Genomic DNA, 17,833 nt, shown 5'->3' with positions numbered 1-17,833 from the left:
CCATGTATAAATACGTTTTACGCGCCATGGAAGACATCGGCATCTACCCAAGCATCTCATTGATCCTGTTTTTTGGATTTTTTGTGGGATTGATCATTTACCTGATGGTGAAAGGAAAACACCACTGGGACGATGCTGCTCACCTTCCCCTTGAAGACGATGACAACATGAATTTCAAACATTCAAACCAATGAAAGTATTTGACGACGAAAAAGATCTGTTGCTGGATCACGATTATGACGGCATCAAGGAATTAGACAACCATATGCCGGTATGGTGGCTGTGGCTGTTTTACTTCACCATTGCCTGGGGCGTAGGGTATATGGTGTATTATTACATGCTCGGCGGACCTACGCAGGAAGAGCTCTACGAGCAAGAAATGGCAGACGCTGCCGAGCAATATAACCTTCAGCCTGAAGGTGGAGAGGGAGGCGAAACCAAAGCCTCTGACTTCACCTGGGCTTTTCTTGAAGATCAGGCCCGCATTGAAGAAGGCCGTGAAATCTATATGAGTAACGGCAATCTGTGCTACACCTGCCACGGCCAAAACGCTGAAGGCATGGTTGGCCCTAACCTGACGGACGACCTCTGGATTCATGGTTGTACACCTGAAGACGTGGCAAGCAGCATCATAAACGGATATCCCGACCGCGGCATGATCGCCTACGGAAGTGGTGCCCGTTTATCTGATGAGAAAGTGCAAAGCCTGATCAGCTACATTGCTTCGGTTCAGGGCACAAATCCGGCCGGAGCCAAAGCTCCCGATCCGCGAGCGGAACCCTGTAGCTTGTAGGTGATATGGTGATTTAGTGTGCTTTGTGCTTTGTGCTTTGTGCTTTGTGCTTTGTGCTTTGTGCTTTGTGCTTTGTGCTTTGTGCTTTGTGCTTTGTGCTTTGTGCTTTGTGCTTTGTGCTTTGTGCTTTGTGCTTTGTGCTTTGAAAGGATAAAGAACTCAGCACTTTAACAAGTACCTCGGTCATCACTACCGCAAGCTTTCCCTCCCCGGAGGGGATTGAGGGGTGGTTAAATGTTGGATTCATTGATATTGCAAATTCAACATCCAACACCTCTCCCGGCTAAAGCTGTACTCCCTTCAAAGGGAGAATGTTCTTTAGCTACATCGTAATTAAGTAAAAAGTCCTCTTGCCCTGGCGCCCTTGGGCGTTAGGGAAAGAGACAGAGAAAGGGTCCTGCTGAAAACGGCGATCCTGTATGGTTCCGTTCAACACCAGAAAGAACGCACAAAGCAATCAAGAGATATTTTTTATTAACACAGGATACTTTGGTCCATAACTAAAGCTTCCGTCAGCCAATTAGAGTAAAATGGCAAATTTAGAAGAAGAACGACGCATCGACCAACAGAGCTTTCGCGACCACCTGTCTACGGTCAACGAAGAAGGAAAACGCAACTGGATTTATCCTAAAAAACCCAGCGGCAGACATTACAAAGCCCGTAATGTTGTGGCTGTGCTATTGCTGGCATTCTTTTTTAGTGGCCCGTTTATAACCATCAACGGAAACCCGCTTTTGCTACTGAATATCATTGAACGAAAGTTTGTGATTTTTGGGGTCGCTTTTTGGCCGCAAGACCTGCATCTGCTTTTGTTTGGGATGTTGACCTTCATCATCTTTGTGGTGCTGTTTACCGTCGTATTTGGCCGGCTTTGGTGTGGCTGGGCTTGCCCACAAACCATCTTCATGGAAATGGTATTCAGGCGGGTTGAATATTGGATAGAAGGTGATGCCGCGGCACAAATCCGGCTCAACAAACAAGACTGGAACCTGGAAAAAATCACCAAAAAAGTGAGTAAACATGCCATCTTCTATGGCATGGCCTTCCTGATCTCCAACCTGTTTCTGGCCTACATTATTGGCAAAAATCAGTTGTTTGAAATCATCACCGATCCTCCATCCGAACACATTGGCGGGCTTAGTGCCATGATCGTGTTTAGCGGCGTGTTTTACGGCGTGTTTGCTTTTATGAGAGAACAGGTGTGCCACTTTGTTTGCCCTTATGGCCGTATGCAGTCTGTGATGCTTGATAATAACTCCATCAACGTAATGTATGACTATGTGCGGGGGGAAGAACGGGCCAGTGTAAAAGACCGCTTTAAACTTGAAAACCGAAAGGCTACCCTTGAAGATCTTGGTTTTAGCTCCGACACCGAGTTCGGGGATTGTATCGACTGTTACCAATGCGTTAAAGTATGTCCTATGGGAATTGACATCCGCAACGGCACCCAGCTGGAATGTATACACTGTACCGCCTGCATTGATGCCTGTGATTCCGTCATGGATAAAATTGACAAACCGCGCGGCCTTATTCGGTATTCATCAGAAGAGGCTATTCGCGAAGGTAAACAAAAGGTATTGACGCCACGCGTAGCTGGTTACTCCGGTATTCTGTTAATACTGTTTACAACCTTTGTCACCCTGTTAACACTACGTCCCGATACCGAAACCACTATTTTACGCGAACCCGGCACCTTGTATCAGGAGCTTCCCGATAATCGCTATAGCAATATTTATAACATCAAAATGCTCAACAAAACCTTTAAGGAAATGCCGGTTGATATTCGGCTGGAAAGTCCGCGTGGAGAGATCGTATCGCTTGGAAGCATTACCAGCATACAGGCGCAAAACTCGGCAGAAGGACGCTTTATGGTTCAGTTAGCCGATTCGGTATTGGAAGGATCTCAAACAGCGCTCAGCTTCGGCATTTATTCCGGGGATGAAAAGCTTGAGACAGTAACATCCGGATTTTTGGGTCCTGCAACCAGTAATCAGTAATCATTTTGTCATAGAAGCTTAGTTGTTTCAAATCAAAACAAATATTTTCAAAAAACATCGACCATTAGATCATGAGTATCAAAGATAAATTTAACTGGGGAACCGGCATTACGCTGGCCATTGTGGTATTTGTATTGGCAACCTTAAGTACGGTGAGTTATCTCATTAGCCTGGAATTTTACCTCGTTTCCGAGAACCATTACGAGGAAGGAGTAGAATACCAGGAAACCATCGATGGCATTCAAAATGCGCGAAACCTGGAAAAACAGGTTCTGATTTTATTTGATGAGCCATCAGTGTCCATCAAAATCACCTTCCCGGAAGAACTTCGTGCCGATTCATTAGACGGCTCCGTTACTTTCTATCGCCCCAATGATTCCGGCTTGGATAAACGCTTTAAGTTACAACTAGATGAAAATGGACAGCAGTTTATCCCTGTAGGCGATTTTGAAGAAGGCCGGTGGAAGCTTACGCTAGAATGGAAACAGGATTCGCTGACCTACATCGACCAAAAGAACATTTTTATATAATGGAAACAAAGGTTCTGGTACTTACTCCTAAATGATGTACGGATCTGGAACCAACTACTGGTACAAGCGAGACGCTTGCACAAGGCATCGTTTTAAATCTAAACCTGCAAAGCCATTGTGCTCTTTGCGCCCTTAGCGGTTAGAAAATTATGGAACTTTGGACTGGATTTACCTTAGGATTGTTGGGCAGCTTGCACTGCATTGGCATGTGTGGCCCCATTGCACTCAGTATCCCGGGGGATGATCACTCGCCCACGGCCATGTTTACAAGAGGCTTGTTGTATAACACAGGGCGCATTTTTACCTACGCATTTTTGGGCTTTGGCTTGGGAATACTGGGCATGGGAGCCGCTGTAGCCGGGTATCAAAATGTTCTTTCTATTATTTTAGGGATACTCATTGTGTTTTTTGCCATCTTCCCAAATATCAAACTTCCCGGCAAACTCAGAGACACCTATGCCAAGTTTCAGTCTCTCATCAGTTCAGGGATATCAACTCTTTTTAAAGAACGTTCACTTTCTTCATCATTCCTGATTGGTTTGTTGAATGGCTTTCTTCCCTGCGGCTTGGTAGTAACCGCTCTGGCTGTTGCCTTGGTCACTGATACCGCATTACACAGTAGCATCTATATGGCTTTGTTTGGTTTGGGCACCCTCCCCGTCATGCTTCTCATGAATATGGCACCAGGCTTCATATCTCCCAAATTGAGATCCAGACTCCGCCCCTTTACCACTTACTTCGCCATTGTAATCGGCCTGCTATTGATCTGGCGCGGGGTGATGATGACCGGCGGCGGTATGCATCACGGGTAAATAAGATCTGTTCGATGTAAAAAATTTTCCAACTATCTACAGCTCACTCTTCAGTAACAACGAGATCCCTGCCTGTGCAGAGATAGCCGTATGTCAGAAATGTAGCTTTTTGAACTATCCGTTAATTCAACTACAATGCCTGTTCCAGATCGGTGATGATGTCTTCTACCCCTTCAATACCTACTGACAGGCGAACAAGTCCTTCTGTAATTCCCGCTGCTTTTTTGATTTCCTCATCCACAACGGCATGCGTCATGGATGCAGGATGCTGAATCAGCGTATCTACCGAGCCAAGACTTACTGCCAGGGTGCACAACTCTACTTTATTCATCAGTGATACCCCGGCCTGATACCCACCGGTGAGCTCAAAAGAAATCATCCCTCCAAACCCATTGCGCATTACGGATGAAGCCAATTTATGCTGCGGATGAGAATCCAGTCCCGGATAAAATACATGATCTACTTTAGGATGATTTTCAAGCCAACGGGCAATTTCCATAGCATTTTCGTTATGCTGTTTCATACGCAACGGCAGGGTTTTAATCCCATTGGTAGTCAGCCATGCATCCATAGGCCCGGCAATGCCCCCGAGGTTCTTGCGATATAGAAATGTCCCCTTTTCTTCCAATAACTCCTTCCTGGCAACCAATGCTCCACCCACGATACTTCCGTGTCCACCCAAATACTTGGTAGTAGAGTGTACCACCACATGGGCACCCAGCTCCAACGGCTGGATGTGATAGGGCGTAGCAAAAGTGTTATCCACCATTAGCAAAGCGCCGTGGTTTTCAGCCAGCTGTGCAATAGCGCGGATATCTGATATTTTCAGGGTAGGATTGGCCACGCTTTCCAAATAAATTAACTTGGTTTCTGGATGCTTTTTTAGCTCCAGCTCCACCAAGAAAACATCCGATGTATCCACAAAAGAAACCGACATGCCCATACCCGGAGCTTCTTCCTTTAAAAATTGCGAGGTACATCCATACAAATCATTTTGGGCAATGATATGTCCTTCTTTGGCTAAGCTGATGATGCCTGTAGAAATAGCGGCCATCCCGCTACCAAAAGCCATGCCGGTATATGCCTCCGGTTCATCTACGTAATAGGTTTCTAATGCACAAATTGCCCGTTCCAACTCTTCCACCGTTGGATTCCCGATGCGTGAATAAATATGACTCGCCCCGCCCTCTTCATGTTGAAAAGCCTTGGCTCCAGACTCTACATCCTTAAACACAAAGGTGGAGGTCTGGTAAATCGGCGAAGTATGAGCTCCATACTGATCCGGTTTTCCTTTTCCGCCGTGAATGGCGGCTGATGCGAAGGTAGGTTTAGTTTTCGTCTTCATGATAAACGGGAATTGGAGATTGTTCTTTAATGGTGTTTAGCACAATGCTGGTATGCAAGCGCTCAACATCGGGCAGCGTAGTAAGCTTGTTGCGCATCAGTTGCTCGTAGTCTTTGGTATCTTTTGCTACTACATGCAGCAAAAAATCGCCCTCACCGGTAGTATGGTAGCAAGCCAGTATTTCTGGGATTTCCTGAATAGCAGAAGTAAACTCTTCCAGCAGGTTCAGCTGGTGCACTTTTAAGGTTACACTCACCATAGCTACAAACCCCCTGCCGATGGCTTCTTTATTTACACGCGCTCCGTAGCCCTCAATGATGCCTTCCCTCTCTAAACGGCGGACACGTTCCAGTGTCGGTGTTGTGGTCAAACCAATGCGTTCTGCCAGCTCTTTGTTAGAGAGACGGCCTTCTTTTTGAAGCAACTGAATTATTTTTCGATCGGTTCTATCAAGCATTTTGTATCCACCCAAATCTGAAAGGCTATAATTATTATAACTAAATATGCTGTGAATTTAAATATTACAGACCTTAATATTACTTTTTATGTTATTAAAAGAATAATATTCTACATAAGATGTTTTTGTAGACGAATAAACCAAACCGGTTAGTTTCATCGAACTCATTTAGAGTTTTGTTCTAATATCAAATATGTAGGTAGTCTAATATTGACATAGAGTACACAGAACTTTGAGTTTTTCTTGATTGGATTGTGCGAGTAACCATCACAAAGCAGACCTCTTATCACCCCAAAAACAAAAAACCCCGTGAACTATCCATTCACGGGGTTTGGACATATACCAAACTAATCCTGATGTTACATCAGACTTAGGTTAACGCAGCCTTGGGAGCTTTGCGCTTTCCATCACCAAGAGGAGCCTTGGGCGTTTCGTGCAAATACTCCTCCAGCGTAAATTCATCTACCTGGATGGCATCGTTGCGGGCTTCTTCTGTTTCTTTCACCAGCTCTCCCTCTTCTTTGGAGAGAATGCCTTTTTCTACTGCCAGGTCTGCGATTTCCAGGTAAGGCTCTTTGGGCAGCTCTTTCGCTTTGATAGCTTTATACAGCTTCTTAAATGCAGGCCAAGCCTTTTCAACCAGTTCCATCGTATGCTCGTAGCGACCAATAGCTGATTCTTTATCCTGAGGATGAAACATACCGGCCGTGATATGATCGCGATCTTCGCCGCGGGTTTGCATGGCCTGTGCTACTTTATGTCCAAGCTTGTCGGATGGGTAGGTACCAATAGGATTCAATCTTCCCCAAAGACCTGCCAGGCGGAAAGCCCAGGAAAGGCCGGGCACTTTGATTTCCCGCAAGATGCCTTCAAAGGCCTGCTGTATTCTCCAGAAATTATACTCCATCGCCCACTCAAAATAGGGACGATCAGCTTCCCGGCGACCTTCCGCTTCAAAGCGTTTTAGTGTACTGGAAGCCAGGTATAAATGACTAAGTACATCGGCATAACGTCCGGCTATCTTTTCCTTCATTTTGAGCGCACCACCATAAGAGCCCAGCGCGATATCTGTGAAGAATGCAAAAGAAGCCGAAGCCCAGGCCAGTTTCCGAAAATACTTGGCAGCCGGACCACTGACCGGGGAGCTTGCCAGCCTTCCACGGGTAATACTCAATAGAAAAGCACGTACTTTGTTGTTGATGATATGCCCGATGTGACTCCAGAAGTTATCATCAAACTTCTTTGCGTCCTTGTTCATCAGGGCATCAATTTCATTGTATGCATAGGGATGACAGCGTATAGCTCCCTGCCCAAATATCATCAATGTTCTTGTAAGGATATTAGCACCCTCCACCGTTATAGCGATGGGCATGGCGGTATAGCTGCTTGAAAAAATATTTCGCGGACCGCGGGAAATACCTGCCCCGCCAACAACATCCATCGCATCATTTACAATTTCGCGGCCCAGCTCGGTGAAGTTATATTTGGCGATAGCGGTCACCACAGCCGGTTTTTGACCGCTGTCTAATCCGCCCGTGGTATAGCGCCGGGCGGCCTCCATCAGGTAGGTGTAGCCGCCGATACGAGCCATAGGCTCTTCAATACCTTCAAACTTCCCGATATTCAAGCCGAACTGTTTGCGGATAGCCGTGTAGGCGCCAATGGCCCGTGTTGCCACTTTGGCTCCACCCACGCTTTGGGCCGGCAGAGAAATACCACGTCCCACAGCCAGCGATTCCATCAACATGCGCCATCCGTTTCCGGCCCCATCTTTTCCGCCTATGATAGCATCCAGCGGAACCACTACATCTTTCCCGTTAATCGGGCAATTGTAAAATGGAATTCCAAGCGGATCATGGCGGCGGCCCAGCTCTACGCCTTCGGTTTCAGAAGGAATCAATGCACAGGTAATGCCCCGGTTTTCTTCTTCCCCAATCAGGTGCTCGGGATCTTTTAGATTGAAAGCCAACCCTATCACCGTAGAAATAGCCGCAAGGGTGATGTATCGTTTCTCAAAATTCAGGCGGAGATATAGCTCCCCGTCACCTCCTTTAAACACCACGCCTTCTGAACGCATGCTACCTGCATCTGAACCGGCATTAGGTTCTGTGAGACCGAAACAGGGCATTTCTTCCCCGGTGGCCAATTTTGGTAAATAATGGTCTTTTTGTTCGTCCGTCCCATAGTGGAGCAAAAGTTCAGCCGGTCCCAGAGAATTGGGCACCATCACCGTAGTGGCCAACGGACCACAACGGGAGGCCAGTTTAGCCACAATCGCGCTGTGTGCCGTGGCGGAAAATTCAAGTCCGCCATATTTTTTCGGGATGATCAACCCAAAGAATTTTTTATCCCGCATAAACTCCCACACCTCGTCGGTGAAGCCTTTGCGTACCATCACATCCCAGTCAGTTACCATGTTGCAAAGCGCTTCCACGGGACCATCTAAAAAAGCTTGTTCTTCCTCATTCAACTCAGGATAAGATTCGTTGAGGATGCGCTTCATATCCGGATGACCAGAAAACAGTTCTCCTTCCACCCATACATTCCCGGCTTCGATGGCGGTTTGCTCGGTTTCAGAAATTTTGGGGAGAAAGTTTATAGCATCCAGCAGCTTCATGATTGGGCTACTAACCACTGCACGACGAATGGGTTTTATATTAAATACCACCACCAATACAGTATATGCTATAAACAGCCAACCAGGGGCATTTAAACCAACCAAACCCGCATAACCTGCAATGGCCCAGAGCCAAAGTGGTGCACCGGTGTAGCCAAGTATCAACATTAAAACTACCGCTGAGCCAATAGAAGCCCAGAGCGGGATATCACTAAAAAATCCAAGATATTCCATTATTGTCTCCATAATAATCTCCGTTAGGGTAAAGAGTTATGTAACACTGGCACGCGTTAAGAAACCTTGTATAACATGTTCAACTGAATCCTGAATGAATTGTTCGCTGTCGACGCGACTATCCAGGCGCTTGTTGTGTACAACCGATACGATGCCGTGTAATTGTGCCCATATTGAATAGGCCGCCGTTACTGGTTTATCGACGTCCATCACTCCATGGCTGATACCATCCTGAATGGTTTCTACCAACAGTTCATAGCAACGCCGTGCTTTGCGAAATTTTTCTTTGGGATACCGCGCCATCGCATCGGGACGCACCATGTAGATTACTTCATATTTTTCAGGAAAGTGTACGGCAAAGTCCACATAACCATCAATGATAGCTTCAAAGCGAGCCAGAGGCTCTTTTTGGGGGAGTGCCCTTTCCTCAATAAAAACACTCAACTCCTCAACCGATTCCTCAATCAATGTATGTAGCAGGTGGTCTTTATTCTCGAAATACAAGTAAATACTAGTAGCCGTAACATTGGCTTTTCGTGCAATTTTCCGCATTGACAGGGCTTTATAACCTTCCTCAAACAACAAATCCCGGCTGATATCCAGGATTTTGTCTCGCAGCGGAATTTCAACTTCACTCATTCTTCATAATTAGGTTAACAGTGTTAACTGCTCCTAATTTAATCATTAAAATGGGAAAGTCAAGATGGGATATAGTGATGAGTTGATATGGTGATATAGTGTTTTATGCATTTGATAGGCAAGCGATACTCTGAAGATGCAGAAATCTGGAATCTTCAATTTGTAATCTGGAATAGATATCAGGGATTCAACCGAAAAGAAAGGAATTTGATGGTTTTGCCCTTTTCGAGGTGCATTTTCTCGTAATAGGTTTTGATGGATAAACGGGGATCATCCGGACGGTTTTTGTGCACATTAGGCTCGTCATCCAATAACTCCAGTCCTTCTTGCTGTATTACTTCTTTGGTATATTCGTAGAGTTCGGTGCTGTCGGTTTTTAGGTTGAGTACAGCATCCGGCTTCATCACTTTTCGGTAGGTTTTGAGAAATTTAGGAGAGGTAAGCCGTTTTCGTTCTTTCTTTAGGTAGGGATCAGGAAAGACAATCCAGGCACCAGCTATTTCTTCTTTTCCAAAAAACTGCGGAAGGTGATCTATGAAGCAACGAAAATAGCGAACATTATCTAATTCCTGCTTTAAAGCTCTCTTGGCCCCTTTCCACAATCGGTTTCCTTTAATATCTAAACCAATGTAATTGTTCTCAGGATGCAATTTTCCAAGTCCAATAGAATACTCTCCTTTGCCGCAAGCCAACTCGAGAAAAATTGGATTCTCATTATCAAACACCTTTTCGCTCCATTCTCCTTTTGGAGCAGGATTATCTTCATCAAACTGTGTGTACACCAACGTATTGTTGAGCTTCGGCAGCTCTTCCATACGTTCTTTTTTTATCTTGGGCATTTAAACTAACAATACTTACAAATTCAAATGGGGATTCAGAATATTTAACTCAGGTATTTTTTCAAAATCCTGCATATTCCTTGTAATCAAACTTAAATCATGTGTCAAAGCTGTAGCGGCAATAATAGCATCTGGTAACTTAATAGAATACGTTTTTCTAATTTCTATACAGTGATTTACAACTTCTTCAGATAGCTCTAAAATATTTGAATCGTTCATAAATTCAGATAAAATGCTATAGTGTTTCGGAGGAGCGTTATACCCTAGCACCTCAATCTTGGTAATTACAGATAAATTGGGAATTTGATCGATTACTTCATTCATAAAGTTCATCCCATAGTTGGGAAGATTATTTCCCAAATAATCTATAACTGCATTACTATCTATTAAGAATCCCGATTCTCCCATTCTTTCCTACTATTCTCTATATCTCTACTCATATCTTCAGCAAGCTTTGAGGGTAATATACCGGCATACTTTTTGGAGAGTCTCTGTTTCTTATCCTTAGTTTTTTTACCAACCTTCAAAATCTTTAGCTCTTCAAGTTCTCGAAGGATCTTGTATGCCCTCTTATCCGTTATTTCTACAATTATTTTTTCCATATCGGTACAATTGAGTCAGTTTTATCTGCTATAAAACAAAAGTAATAAAATACCTTTTCAATTCACACCATCATGAGGGATAGCTCACGGAGACAGCCGCTTAATGATCCAATCATCTCCGGCCCGCTCATATTTTACACGGTCATGCAAACGACTTCGGCGCCCCTGCCAGAATTCAACAGCCGTGGGTTTGAGCACATACCCGCCCCATGTATCTGGCATGGGGACTTCTCCTTCCGCGTATTCACCTTCTAAGCTTTCTATTTTCTTTTCAAGATATTCACGGTTTTCAACCACCTCACTCTGATTAGAAGCCAGCGCGCCTAACTGACTGGCATGAGGCCGCGAATGAAAATATTCTTTACTTTCTTCACGAGGAAGCTTTTCGATTAGTCCTTCTACACGCACCTGGCGTTCCAATTCCAGCCATAAGAAACAAAGAGCTGCATTGGGATTACTTTCCAAATCACTGCCTTTGTCACTCCCGTAATTGGTGTAAAAAATGAATCCCCTTTCATCCACGCCTTTTAATAGCATGATGCGGGCATGCGGCTTGCTTTTAGCATCAACGGTGGCCAAGGTCATGGCGTTAGGTTCTGGCACTTGAGACTCCAGCGCCTCGGTTAGCCATGATTCAAATTGATGAATGGGATTAGCGTCGACATCTGATTCATCCAGGGCATGCTTCGAATATTCCTGACGCAGTGCTTGCAGATTTTTAGTGGTCATAATCAGCCAAAATAATCCGGTTCGTTGCCGGGTTTCCATTTAATGTTGCACCCTATGCTGGGTATTTGTTTTTCTTCGGGGATGGTTTTCCCTTCCAGCACAGCATCCAGCGCTGTTCTGAGATCCTTGCCGGTTACCGGCTTATCGTTTTTGGGCCGGCTGTCGTCAAACTGTCCGCGATAAACCAACTCCCTGTCTTTGTTAAACACAAAAATGTCTGGTGTACAAGCAGCGTTATAATCTTTGGCTACTTCCTGCGATTCATCAAATAAATATGGAAATGGATAATTTTTTTGAGCCATTTTTTCCGGACTGTCTTCAGGGTAATTTTCCACATCGTTTGAACTAATGGCTATAAAACCTATTCCCTTAGCTATATATTCGTTGGCTACGTTTACCAGTTCGTCTTCTATATGAAGTACATAGGGGCAATGATTGCAGATAAACATCACTACAAAACCCTTGCTTTGGCTTGCGTAATTAAGCGACAATTCGCCACCATTTACGCTGGGCAATTTGAAATCCGGGGCCTGAGTACCTAATTCCAACATGGTTGAAGGTGTTGCTGACATAATGCTCCTGATATTTTGTTTTTTAAGATGTTAACTTCAATGCATGGATACAACCACAAAGATATTGAATGAAAGGGACAAAATTTTGTTTGAGAAAGCATTGAAGTTTTACTTCTATGCTAGACAACAAGATGTCCGTAAACTTAATTCACAATTACAGGAGCGCTTTAAGTACGCCGGCCAGGTAGCCTACTCGCTCATCATAACTTATCTACGTGAAGGAAGTTTGAAGCTGGAATACATGGACTTCTTAAATGAAGAACTCAAAACCATGTATGGCCTGGATCAAAAACTACTGGAACCCCTGATGATAAAACCCTCAGAGATTGATGAAATCGAGTTCAATCAAGAGGTTTCTATCAAATTCTTTGACGAAGATGAAGGAAGGAACATGATGATTCAGTACGATCCTACTGAGAGTAAGGTACAGCTACTGCCGGTTGGAGAGGAATGATCGATGATATAGTAATATGGTAATAGAGTGAATCCGGAATAAATCGTCCATCACATATCGGTCTATCGATCTATAGAAAATTTGCTAATGCCAACTTTTGCGTAGGTTGGGCTAGTTTGCCCGACCAAAGTTTCTATCACTCACCGTGGCTTTTTTTTGCAGGGACGTGTAAATCTACCCGTCCTACTGGCATAAAATCATGGTTTACCAGCCCCCGCCGGCACCACCGCCGCCGGAGCCAAAACCGCCACCACCGGAGAAGCCGCCAAAACCACTTCCCCCTCCACCGAAGGAACCGCCTCCGCCGCCTCCAAAGCCACCACCAAAAAAGATGATGCCGCTGGAACCAAGCGAATGCCGTCGACCGCCTTTACCGCCCTTGCCTTTTGATATCAGAAAAATGACCAGGATTATAAAGATTATGATCACATCAATGGGAATACCTCCTTCACTTACTGATTCACTGGGCATGCCTTCATATTCTCCTGCCGCCAGCTGCATCAGTACATCGGTGGCCTGATCTAAGCCTCCATAAAAGTCGCCTTGTCTAAAGTTGGGCACCAAAATATCCGCATACACCCGGTTTGCCATAGCATCAGGGATCGCGCCTTCCAAGCCATAACCCACCTCAATTTGCATTCTGCGGTCCTGTTCTGATACCAGGATCAATACGCCGTTATCCCTTTCCCCCTCCCACATGCGCCATTTACTGAAAAGCGTAGTAGCAATTTCTTCTTCGCTATAACCTTCAAGACTTTCCAGGGTTGCGATAGCTATTACATTGGTGGTAGTATCCCGATATCCTCTCAGTTTGCTTTCCAGCCGTTGCTCTTCTGAGGAGGAGAGCATATCGGCAAAATCATTGACCATTCCCACAGGCTTTTCTGGCAAGAAATCCTGGGAAAAACCCGCTACACTAATGCACAGAAAAAATATCAGGCTTAAAAATCTACGCATCACTCTCCTTGTCTTCGGGGTTGTAGCTGATGTCATCGGATAGCTCATTGGTTGCTCCTTTTTGCTCGTATGGGAAGTTCTCTTTTAGTTTTTGCCCGATTTGAAGGGCTACTTCAGACAGACCGGTTTCATAATCTCCGGCTTTAAAGTATTTCAGTATCAGCTTTAACTCTTCTTCCCAAAACTGTTGGCCTACTTTGGTGTGAATCCCTTCATCACCCCAAATGGCTACTTTCTTATCCTTCCATGCAATATAGACGATCACCCCATTTCGGAATTCGGTTTCATGCATGTTCAGCTCGGCAAAAACTTCTTTGGCCCGCTCGATGGGTGATTCTGCTTTACAGTTTTTTTCTATATGGATGCGTATCTCGCCAGAAGTAGCTTCCTCAGCCTGACTGATTGCTTCCACAATGCGTTCTTCTTGTTCCTGTGTAAGAAATTTTGCCATAATTTTCAGGGGCTAAAACTAAATAAAAAAAGACCTGTCAGTTTTTGAAACTGACAGGCCAGCTAATACAAATTAATTACTGAAATCAACTTCCGGAGCTTGCTCGGCGCCTTGTTCAGCCTGGAAGTACTCCTTCTGCTCAAAGCCACCGATTGAAGCAATTATGCTGGCAGGAAATCGTCGTATTCGGGTATTGTATGCCTGAGCGGCTTCGTTAAAGCGCATACGCTCGGTTGAGATACGGTTTTCTGTACCTTCAAGCTGAGCCTGCAAATCACGAAAGTTTTGGTTGGCCTGCAGCTGTGGATAGCGTTCAACCGTTACCAATAAACGGGAAAGGGCACCACTTAACTGCCCCTGAGCTTCCTGAAATTGTTGAAAGGCCTGTGGATTACTAAGGTCATTGGCGTCAATGTTTACAGAAGTAGCACGGCTTCGGGCTTCAATTACCTCCTGCAGCGTTTCGGATTCAAAATCGGCTGCACCGCGAACGGTATTCACCAAATTGGGGATGAGATCAGCCCGGCGCTGGTATTGGTTTTCAACCTGTGCCCAGGCGCTGTTCACTTCCTCCTCCGCTGAAATCAAACTATTATTAACGCTGATGCCGTAAAAAACAAGGAGCGCTAACACTCCGATGATAATCAAAAATTTAGCTTTCATGAGTAGAGTTTTTGTGGTTTATTTGGTGCCCGCTTACGAGCGTAATGTTCTTTTGTTTAGAAACACTTCAACAATAATCAAAAACCGTTCCATTGTCACAGCTCAATCCCAAATTCATTTATTTTGACTTAGACGACACCCTTCTTGATCACAAAAAGGCAGAACGGGGCGGGCTTCGGGATATCCTGGGGCATTTTGATTTTTTTGATGGCGTATCCGAGAATCAATTATTGGATACCTATCATCACATCAACAAAGGACTTTGGGAAGCCTATAGCCGGGCAGAAATCGGCCGCGAAGAATTACAGCGCCGGCGTTTTGAAGAAACTTTGCAGGCATTAAAACTCGATCCTGAACAGCATGAGGCCACCGGCAAGCAGTACATGCAATACTATCGCAACCATTGGGAGTGGATGGACGGAGCCCGTGACGCATACCATAAAATTGCGGATACATTTGATGTGGGTATCATCACCAACGGTTTTGCAGAAACGCAGTGGCTGAAAATAGATCGCTTTAATTTTAAAGATACGGCCCGCCATATTGTCATTTCGGAAGAAGTGGGAGAGATGAAACCACACCCCAAAGTTTTTGATCACGCTACCGAACTGGCCGGCGTTAACCGGGAAGATATTCTTTATGTGGGCGATTCCTTTACTTCTGATGTAGTAGGCGGCTCCAAAGCCAACTGGCAGGTCGCCTGGTACACCAAAACTCCTATCGAACAGGGACACAAACTGGCCCATCTTATTTTTGATGATTTTGAGGAGTTGTTAGAGGCGCTTGGGGTGGATTAATTGCTGTTTATTGGATGCTAACTCTGGTATACCTTGGTACCAACACCTCTCACAAACAAAACAGGAACCACTGTTTTGTTTGATCTCTCCTCAAGGAGAGACTTTCTGGGGTAGTATGAAGCAGCTGATGTTGAATTCGATTTTGGGAGATTGAATTCAAGCTTGGTAAAGTCCTCCCTTGCCTGTCCCGTACCGATAGGTCGGGGAGGGAGGTGCAGGGTTTTGGCTTGACAAAACACGCGGAGGGTGTTCGTGCGGGGGGGCGGTTGCAGAATAGTATGCATCCCTCAATTGTATAATTTTTTATGCTGTAACTCTTAAGTCACCACTCGATAAATTTTCACTTCTTTTGCTACATCCTGCCTCGCTCAAGACTTAAGAGATCGGCGGATTATCCGATCCTGACTTTGGGATACTCTGGCACCAACACCACTCCCGGCTAAAGCCGTACTCTCCTCCCCGACCTATCGGTACGGGACAGGCAAGGAAAGAGTTTTCCAGGTTGTTAGTCACCTGAGAAACTTGTCGAAATCATGAGATGGTTTTTTCACTATAAAAAAAAGGCCGCAAACTAAATGCTTGCGGCCAAATTGATCATCTTTTAAGATAGAGTCAGAAAGATCTATTCTTCAGAATTCTTCTGTTGATTTAACGAATCCACTTTTACTTCTCGCAACCCAAGTACTTCTATGCCTTGCTCAAAAGTGATATCTACCGGTATATTCTGTTCAGTAAGCCGTTGAAGTGATTCTTTTAGTTGCGGAGTTTCTACGGCATATTTCTGTACGAATTCATCCACTGCCTGGTAGTCGCCGTCTCCTTGTAAGGTCAGGATTTTTTCAGAGAGCGCATCTACGGCAGGACCAATTTTGTCGAAATTGATGCTGTAGCTTCGAGACTCCTCATCATAATCAAAAGCTCCCATTTCCTGGAAATAATTGAATCGGATCAGGTTAGCTCGACCGTGCGCACTGGAAGATCCAAAACGGATTGAACGAAATATACTGGCCAGGAAGGTCACGTAGTTTTCTTCCAGGCTACCCTCTTCAATCATTCCTTTCTCACGCAACGACTGCACCATGTACAATCCAAGCACATCGGCTTTACCTTCTTCCAAAGCAGAAGCATGGTTTTGTAGCGCCTCCCTAACTGTTCCCTGCCCGGTGATGGTATTCTTGATTCCTAACCCATGCGCCACTTCATGAAACATGGTGTTTCCAAAAAAGGCATCAAAACTGATGTATTGCTGTTGATCATCCGCAATCAAAACTTCAGAAATGGGAATCAGGATTTTGTCGTACTTGGCGCGCATGGCATTTTTGAGCTGCAAGCGCCGTGTTCCTTTTTGTAGCTGTACCTCTTCGTCATTGGGCAGGTTGATGGCAATGGTTTTGGAACCCGCATTGGCATCACCGGCATAATACACGGCATCATAGGCATTCAGGTCTGAATCCCGACCGGGTGTCTCCGATTTGTATTCTTCGGGAACAGGCAGACCTTCCTGCAACTCGGGCAGCACTTCGGCATATTTTGAGAGACGATCACTCCACTCCATATCTTTAATCAATACAAAAGCTTCATTGGCTGCTTTGTAGCCATACAGCTGGTCTTCATAATTTTCGATCGGGCCGACCACCAATTCAATTTTATTGTTTTTCATATCCATCCAGGCCAAGTCGCTTTCCTGGTATTCATCCGACATAAGCGCATCGGCGCGGAGTTCCAGGTATTCTTTAAATCCCGAATCTTCCGCCAATTTTGCTGCTTCACGAAGTTTCTCTGCGGCGGCCTGATGTTCTGCCTGAAAAGCCATGCTGTAAGGAATACTTACCAGGTTTCCATCCTCATCTCTGCGAATCATCGTGTAGAGGCTTGCTTTGTCTTCGGCATCCCAGGCTTCGAATTCGTCTTTAGTCATATTGACCGGATAAAAATTTGCGCCGGCCGGTTTTGGCCCTACGCCTTCTACAAAAGGCTCGTTGCCGTTCAGGCGGTCCCAGGGACCATAATTGATAGCGGCAAACTGTTGTTCTTCTCTACTCAGGTTACTCATTAATTCCTCACGGTCACCATAGGCCTGCTTCCAGAATACTTTTTCCATTTCCTTGGCAGCATCAATCAGAAGAGGGATCATTTTTTTCTGATTTTCCGACAATTCCGATACATCGGCCGTCAAGGTGAAAGGGGTGTATTGATCCAGGCGCTCGTCAATGCTCATACTTGCATCGCTGTTTTGTTCGGGCTGATTTTGTCCCGAGCAGGCACCCATTACGAGGGTTATCACACATAAAACAAGTGTTCTACTTACCATAAAGTTTTTCATAATTGGATTAGATAATTTTGGA

At 45.0% G+C, this 17,833-nt stretch carries 20 protein-coding genes; 7 read left to right on the top strand and 13 right to left on the bottom strand.

Going from position 1 to position 17,833, the window contains the following annotated elements:
• Nucleotides 1-2: 2 nt before the first annotated feature.
• The 5 genes from FN815_RS03515 (at nt 3) to FN815_RS03495 (ending at nt 4,132) form a co-directional block, all read left to right on the top strand.
• Nucleotides 3-194: a cbb3-type cytochrome oxidase subunit 3 gene (locus FN815_RS03515; RefSeq protein ID WP_142453225.1), complete on the top strand. Its 192-nt coding sequence runs from the start codon at nt 3-5 to the stop codon at nt 192-194.
• The gene (locus FN815_RS03510) at nt 191-793 is read left to right on the top strand and encodes a cbb3-type cytochrome c oxidase N-terminal domain-containing protein (RefSeq protein WP_142453224.1); all 603 of its coding nucleotides are present in this window, start codon (nt 191-193) and stop codon (nt 791-793) included. The genes FN815_RS03515 and FN815_RS03510 overlap by 4 nt, the downstream gene beginning before the upstream one ends.
• Before the next feature lie 530 nt (nt 794-1,323).
• On the top strand, nt 1,324-2,790 hold the full coding sequence (ccoG, locus tag FN815_RS03505; protein ID WP_142453223.1) for a cytochrome c oxidase accessory protein CcoG: 1,467 nt from the start codon (nt 1,324-1,326) through the stop codon (nt 2,788-2,790).
• A gap of 71 nt (nt 2,791-2,861) precedes the next feature.
• Nucleotides 2,862-3,320 (top strand): FixH family protein, encoded by a 459-nt coding sequence (locus tag FN815_RS03500; protein ID WP_142453222.1) that lies wholly within the window; start codon nt 2,862-2,864, stop codon nt 3,318-3,320.
• 149 nt (nt 3,321-3,469) lie between these two features.
• Nucleotides 3,470-4,132 carry a sulfite exporter TauE/SafE family protein gene (locus FN815_RS03495; protein ID WP_142453221.1) on the top strand — a complete coding sequence of 221 codons (663 nt, stop codon included), beginning with the start codon at nt 3,470-3,472 and terminating at the stop codon, nt 4,130-4,132.
• A gap of 130 nt (nt 4,133-4,262) precedes the next feature.
• Here the strand turns inward: FN815_RS03495 and FN815_RS03490 are convergent, their stop codons facing one another.
• From FN815_RS03490 to FN815_RS03450, 9 genes are all read right to left on the bottom strand, one after another.
• Nucleotides 4,263-5,477, bottom strand: coding sequence for a trans-sulfuration enzyme family protein (locus FN815_RS03490; protein WP_142453220.1), 1,215 nt, complete (start codon nt 5,475-5,477; stop codon nt 4,263-4,265).
• Nucleotides 5,461-5,934, bottom strand: coding sequence for an Lrp/AsnC family transcriptional regulator (locus FN815_RS03485; protein ID WP_142453219.1), 474 nt, complete (start codon nt 5,932-5,934; stop codon nt 5,461-5,463). The genes FN815_RS03490 and FN815_RS03485 overlap by 17 nt, the downstream gene beginning before the upstream one ends.
• Before the next feature lie 370 nt (nt 5,935-6,304).
• Nucleotides 6,305-8,797: an acyl-CoA dehydrogenase gene (locus FN815_RS03480; protein ID WP_142453218.1), complete on the bottom strand. Its 2,493-nt coding sequence runs from the start codon at nt 8,795-8,797 to the stop codon at nt 6,305-6,307.
• 24 nt (nt 8,798-8,821) lie between these two features.
• Entirely contained in the window at nt 8,822-9,424 is a 603-nt protein-coding gene (locus tag FN815_RS03475; protein WP_142453217.1) for a TetR/AcrR family transcriptional regulator, read from the bottom strand.
• Between the two features lie 179 nt (nt 9,425-9,603).
• On the bottom strand, nt 9,604-10,263 hold the full coding sequence (gene trmB / locus FN815_RS03470) for a tRNA (guanosine(46)-N7)-methyltransferase TrmB (protein ID WP_142453216.1): 660 nt from the start codon (nt 10,261-10,263) through the stop codon (nt 9,604-9,606).
• Nucleotides 10,264-10,278: 15 nt separating this feature from the next.
• Nucleotides 10,279-10,671 carry a type II toxin-antitoxin system VapC family toxin gene (locus FN815_RS03465; RefSeq protein ID WP_142453215.1) on the bottom strand — a complete coding sequence of 131 codons (393 nt, stop codon included), beginning with the start codon at nt 10,669-10,671 and terminating at the stop codon, nt 10,279-10,281.
• Entirely contained in the window at nt 10,650-10,865 is a 216-nt protein-coding gene (locus FN815_RS03460) for a hypothetical protein (protein ID WP_142453214.1), read from the bottom strand. Before FN815_RS03460 ends, FN815_RS03465 begins: the two co-directional genes overlap by 22 nt.
• 84 nt (nt 10,866-10,949) lie before the next feature.
• Nucleotides 10,950-11,594 (bottom strand): pyridoxamine 5'-phosphate oxidase, encoded by a 645-nt coding sequence (pdxH, locus tag FN815_RS03455; RefSeq protein ID WP_142453213.1) that lies wholly within the window; start codon nt 11,592-11,594, stop codon nt 10,950-10,952.
• A gap of 2 nt (nt 11,595-11,596) precedes the next feature.
• A complete protein-coding gene (locus tag FN815_RS03450; RefSeq protein WP_142453212.1) occupies nt 11,597-12,166 on the bottom strand; it encodes a thioredoxin family protein in 570 nt (189 codons plus the stop codon).
• Between the two features lie 43 nt (nt 12,167-12,209).
• Here FN815_RS03450 and FN815_RS03445 point away from each other — a divergent pair, with 43 nt between their 5' ends.
• A complete protein-coding gene (locus FN815_RS03445; RefSeq protein WP_142453211.1) occupies nt 12,210-12,620 on the top strand; it encodes a hypothetical protein in 411 nt (136 codons plus the stop codon).
• 204 nt (nt 12,621-12,824) lie between these two features.
• Here FN815_RS03445 and FN815_RS03440 read toward each other — a convergent pair whose 3' ends face one another.
• The 3 genes from FN815_RS03440 to FN815_RS03430 form a co-directional block, all read right to left on the bottom strand.
• The gene (locus FN815_RS03440) at nt 12,825-13,577 is read right to left on the bottom strand and encodes a TPM domain-containing protein (protein ID WP_142453210.1); all 753 of its coding nucleotides are present in this window, start codon (nt 13,575-13,577) and stop codon (nt 12,825-12,827) included.
• Nucleotides 13,570-14,028, bottom strand: a complete 459-nt coding sequence (locus FN815_RS03435; RefSeq protein ID WP_142453209.1) for a TPM domain-containing protein — start codon at nt 14,026-14,028, stop codon at nt 13,570-13,572. Before FN815_RS03435 ends, FN815_RS03440 begins: the two co-directional genes overlap by 8 nt.
• A 72-nt stretch (nt 14,029-14,100) precedes the next feature.
• Nucleotides 14,101-14,691 (bottom strand): LemA family protein, encoded by a 591-nt coding sequence (locus tag FN815_RS03430; RefSeq protein ID WP_142453208.1) that lies wholly within the window; start codon nt 14,689-14,691, stop codon nt 14,101-14,103.
• 92 nt (nt 14,692-14,783) lie between these two features.
• Between FN815_RS03430 and FN815_RS03425 the strand changes: the two genes are divergently transcribed.
• Complete coding sequence (locus FN815_RS03425; protein ID WP_142453207.1) at nt 14,784-15,488, top strand: HAD family hydrolase; 705 nt, start codon at nt 14,784-14,786, stop codon at nt 15,486-15,488.
• A 622-nt stretch (nt 15,489-16,110) separates the two neighbouring features.
• Here the strand turns inward: FN815_RS03425 and FN815_RS03420 are convergent.
• Nucleotides 16,111-17,811 (bottom strand): dipeptidyl-peptidase 3 family protein, encoded by a 1,701-nt coding sequence (locus FN815_RS03420; protein ID WP_142453206.1) that lies wholly within the window; start codon nt 17,809-17,811, stop codon nt 16,111-16,113.
• Between the last annotated feature and the right edge of the window lie 22 nt (nt 17,812-17,833).

This window comes from Gracilimonas mengyeensis (genome assembly GCF_900182705.1).
Classification (GTDB): Bacteria; Bacteroidota; Rhodothermia; order Balneolales; family Balneolaceae; genus Gracilimonas; species Gracilimonas mengyeensis.
Note: the sequence above shows the minus strand (reverse complement) of the source record. Positions and strands in the feature narration are given on the sequence as shown.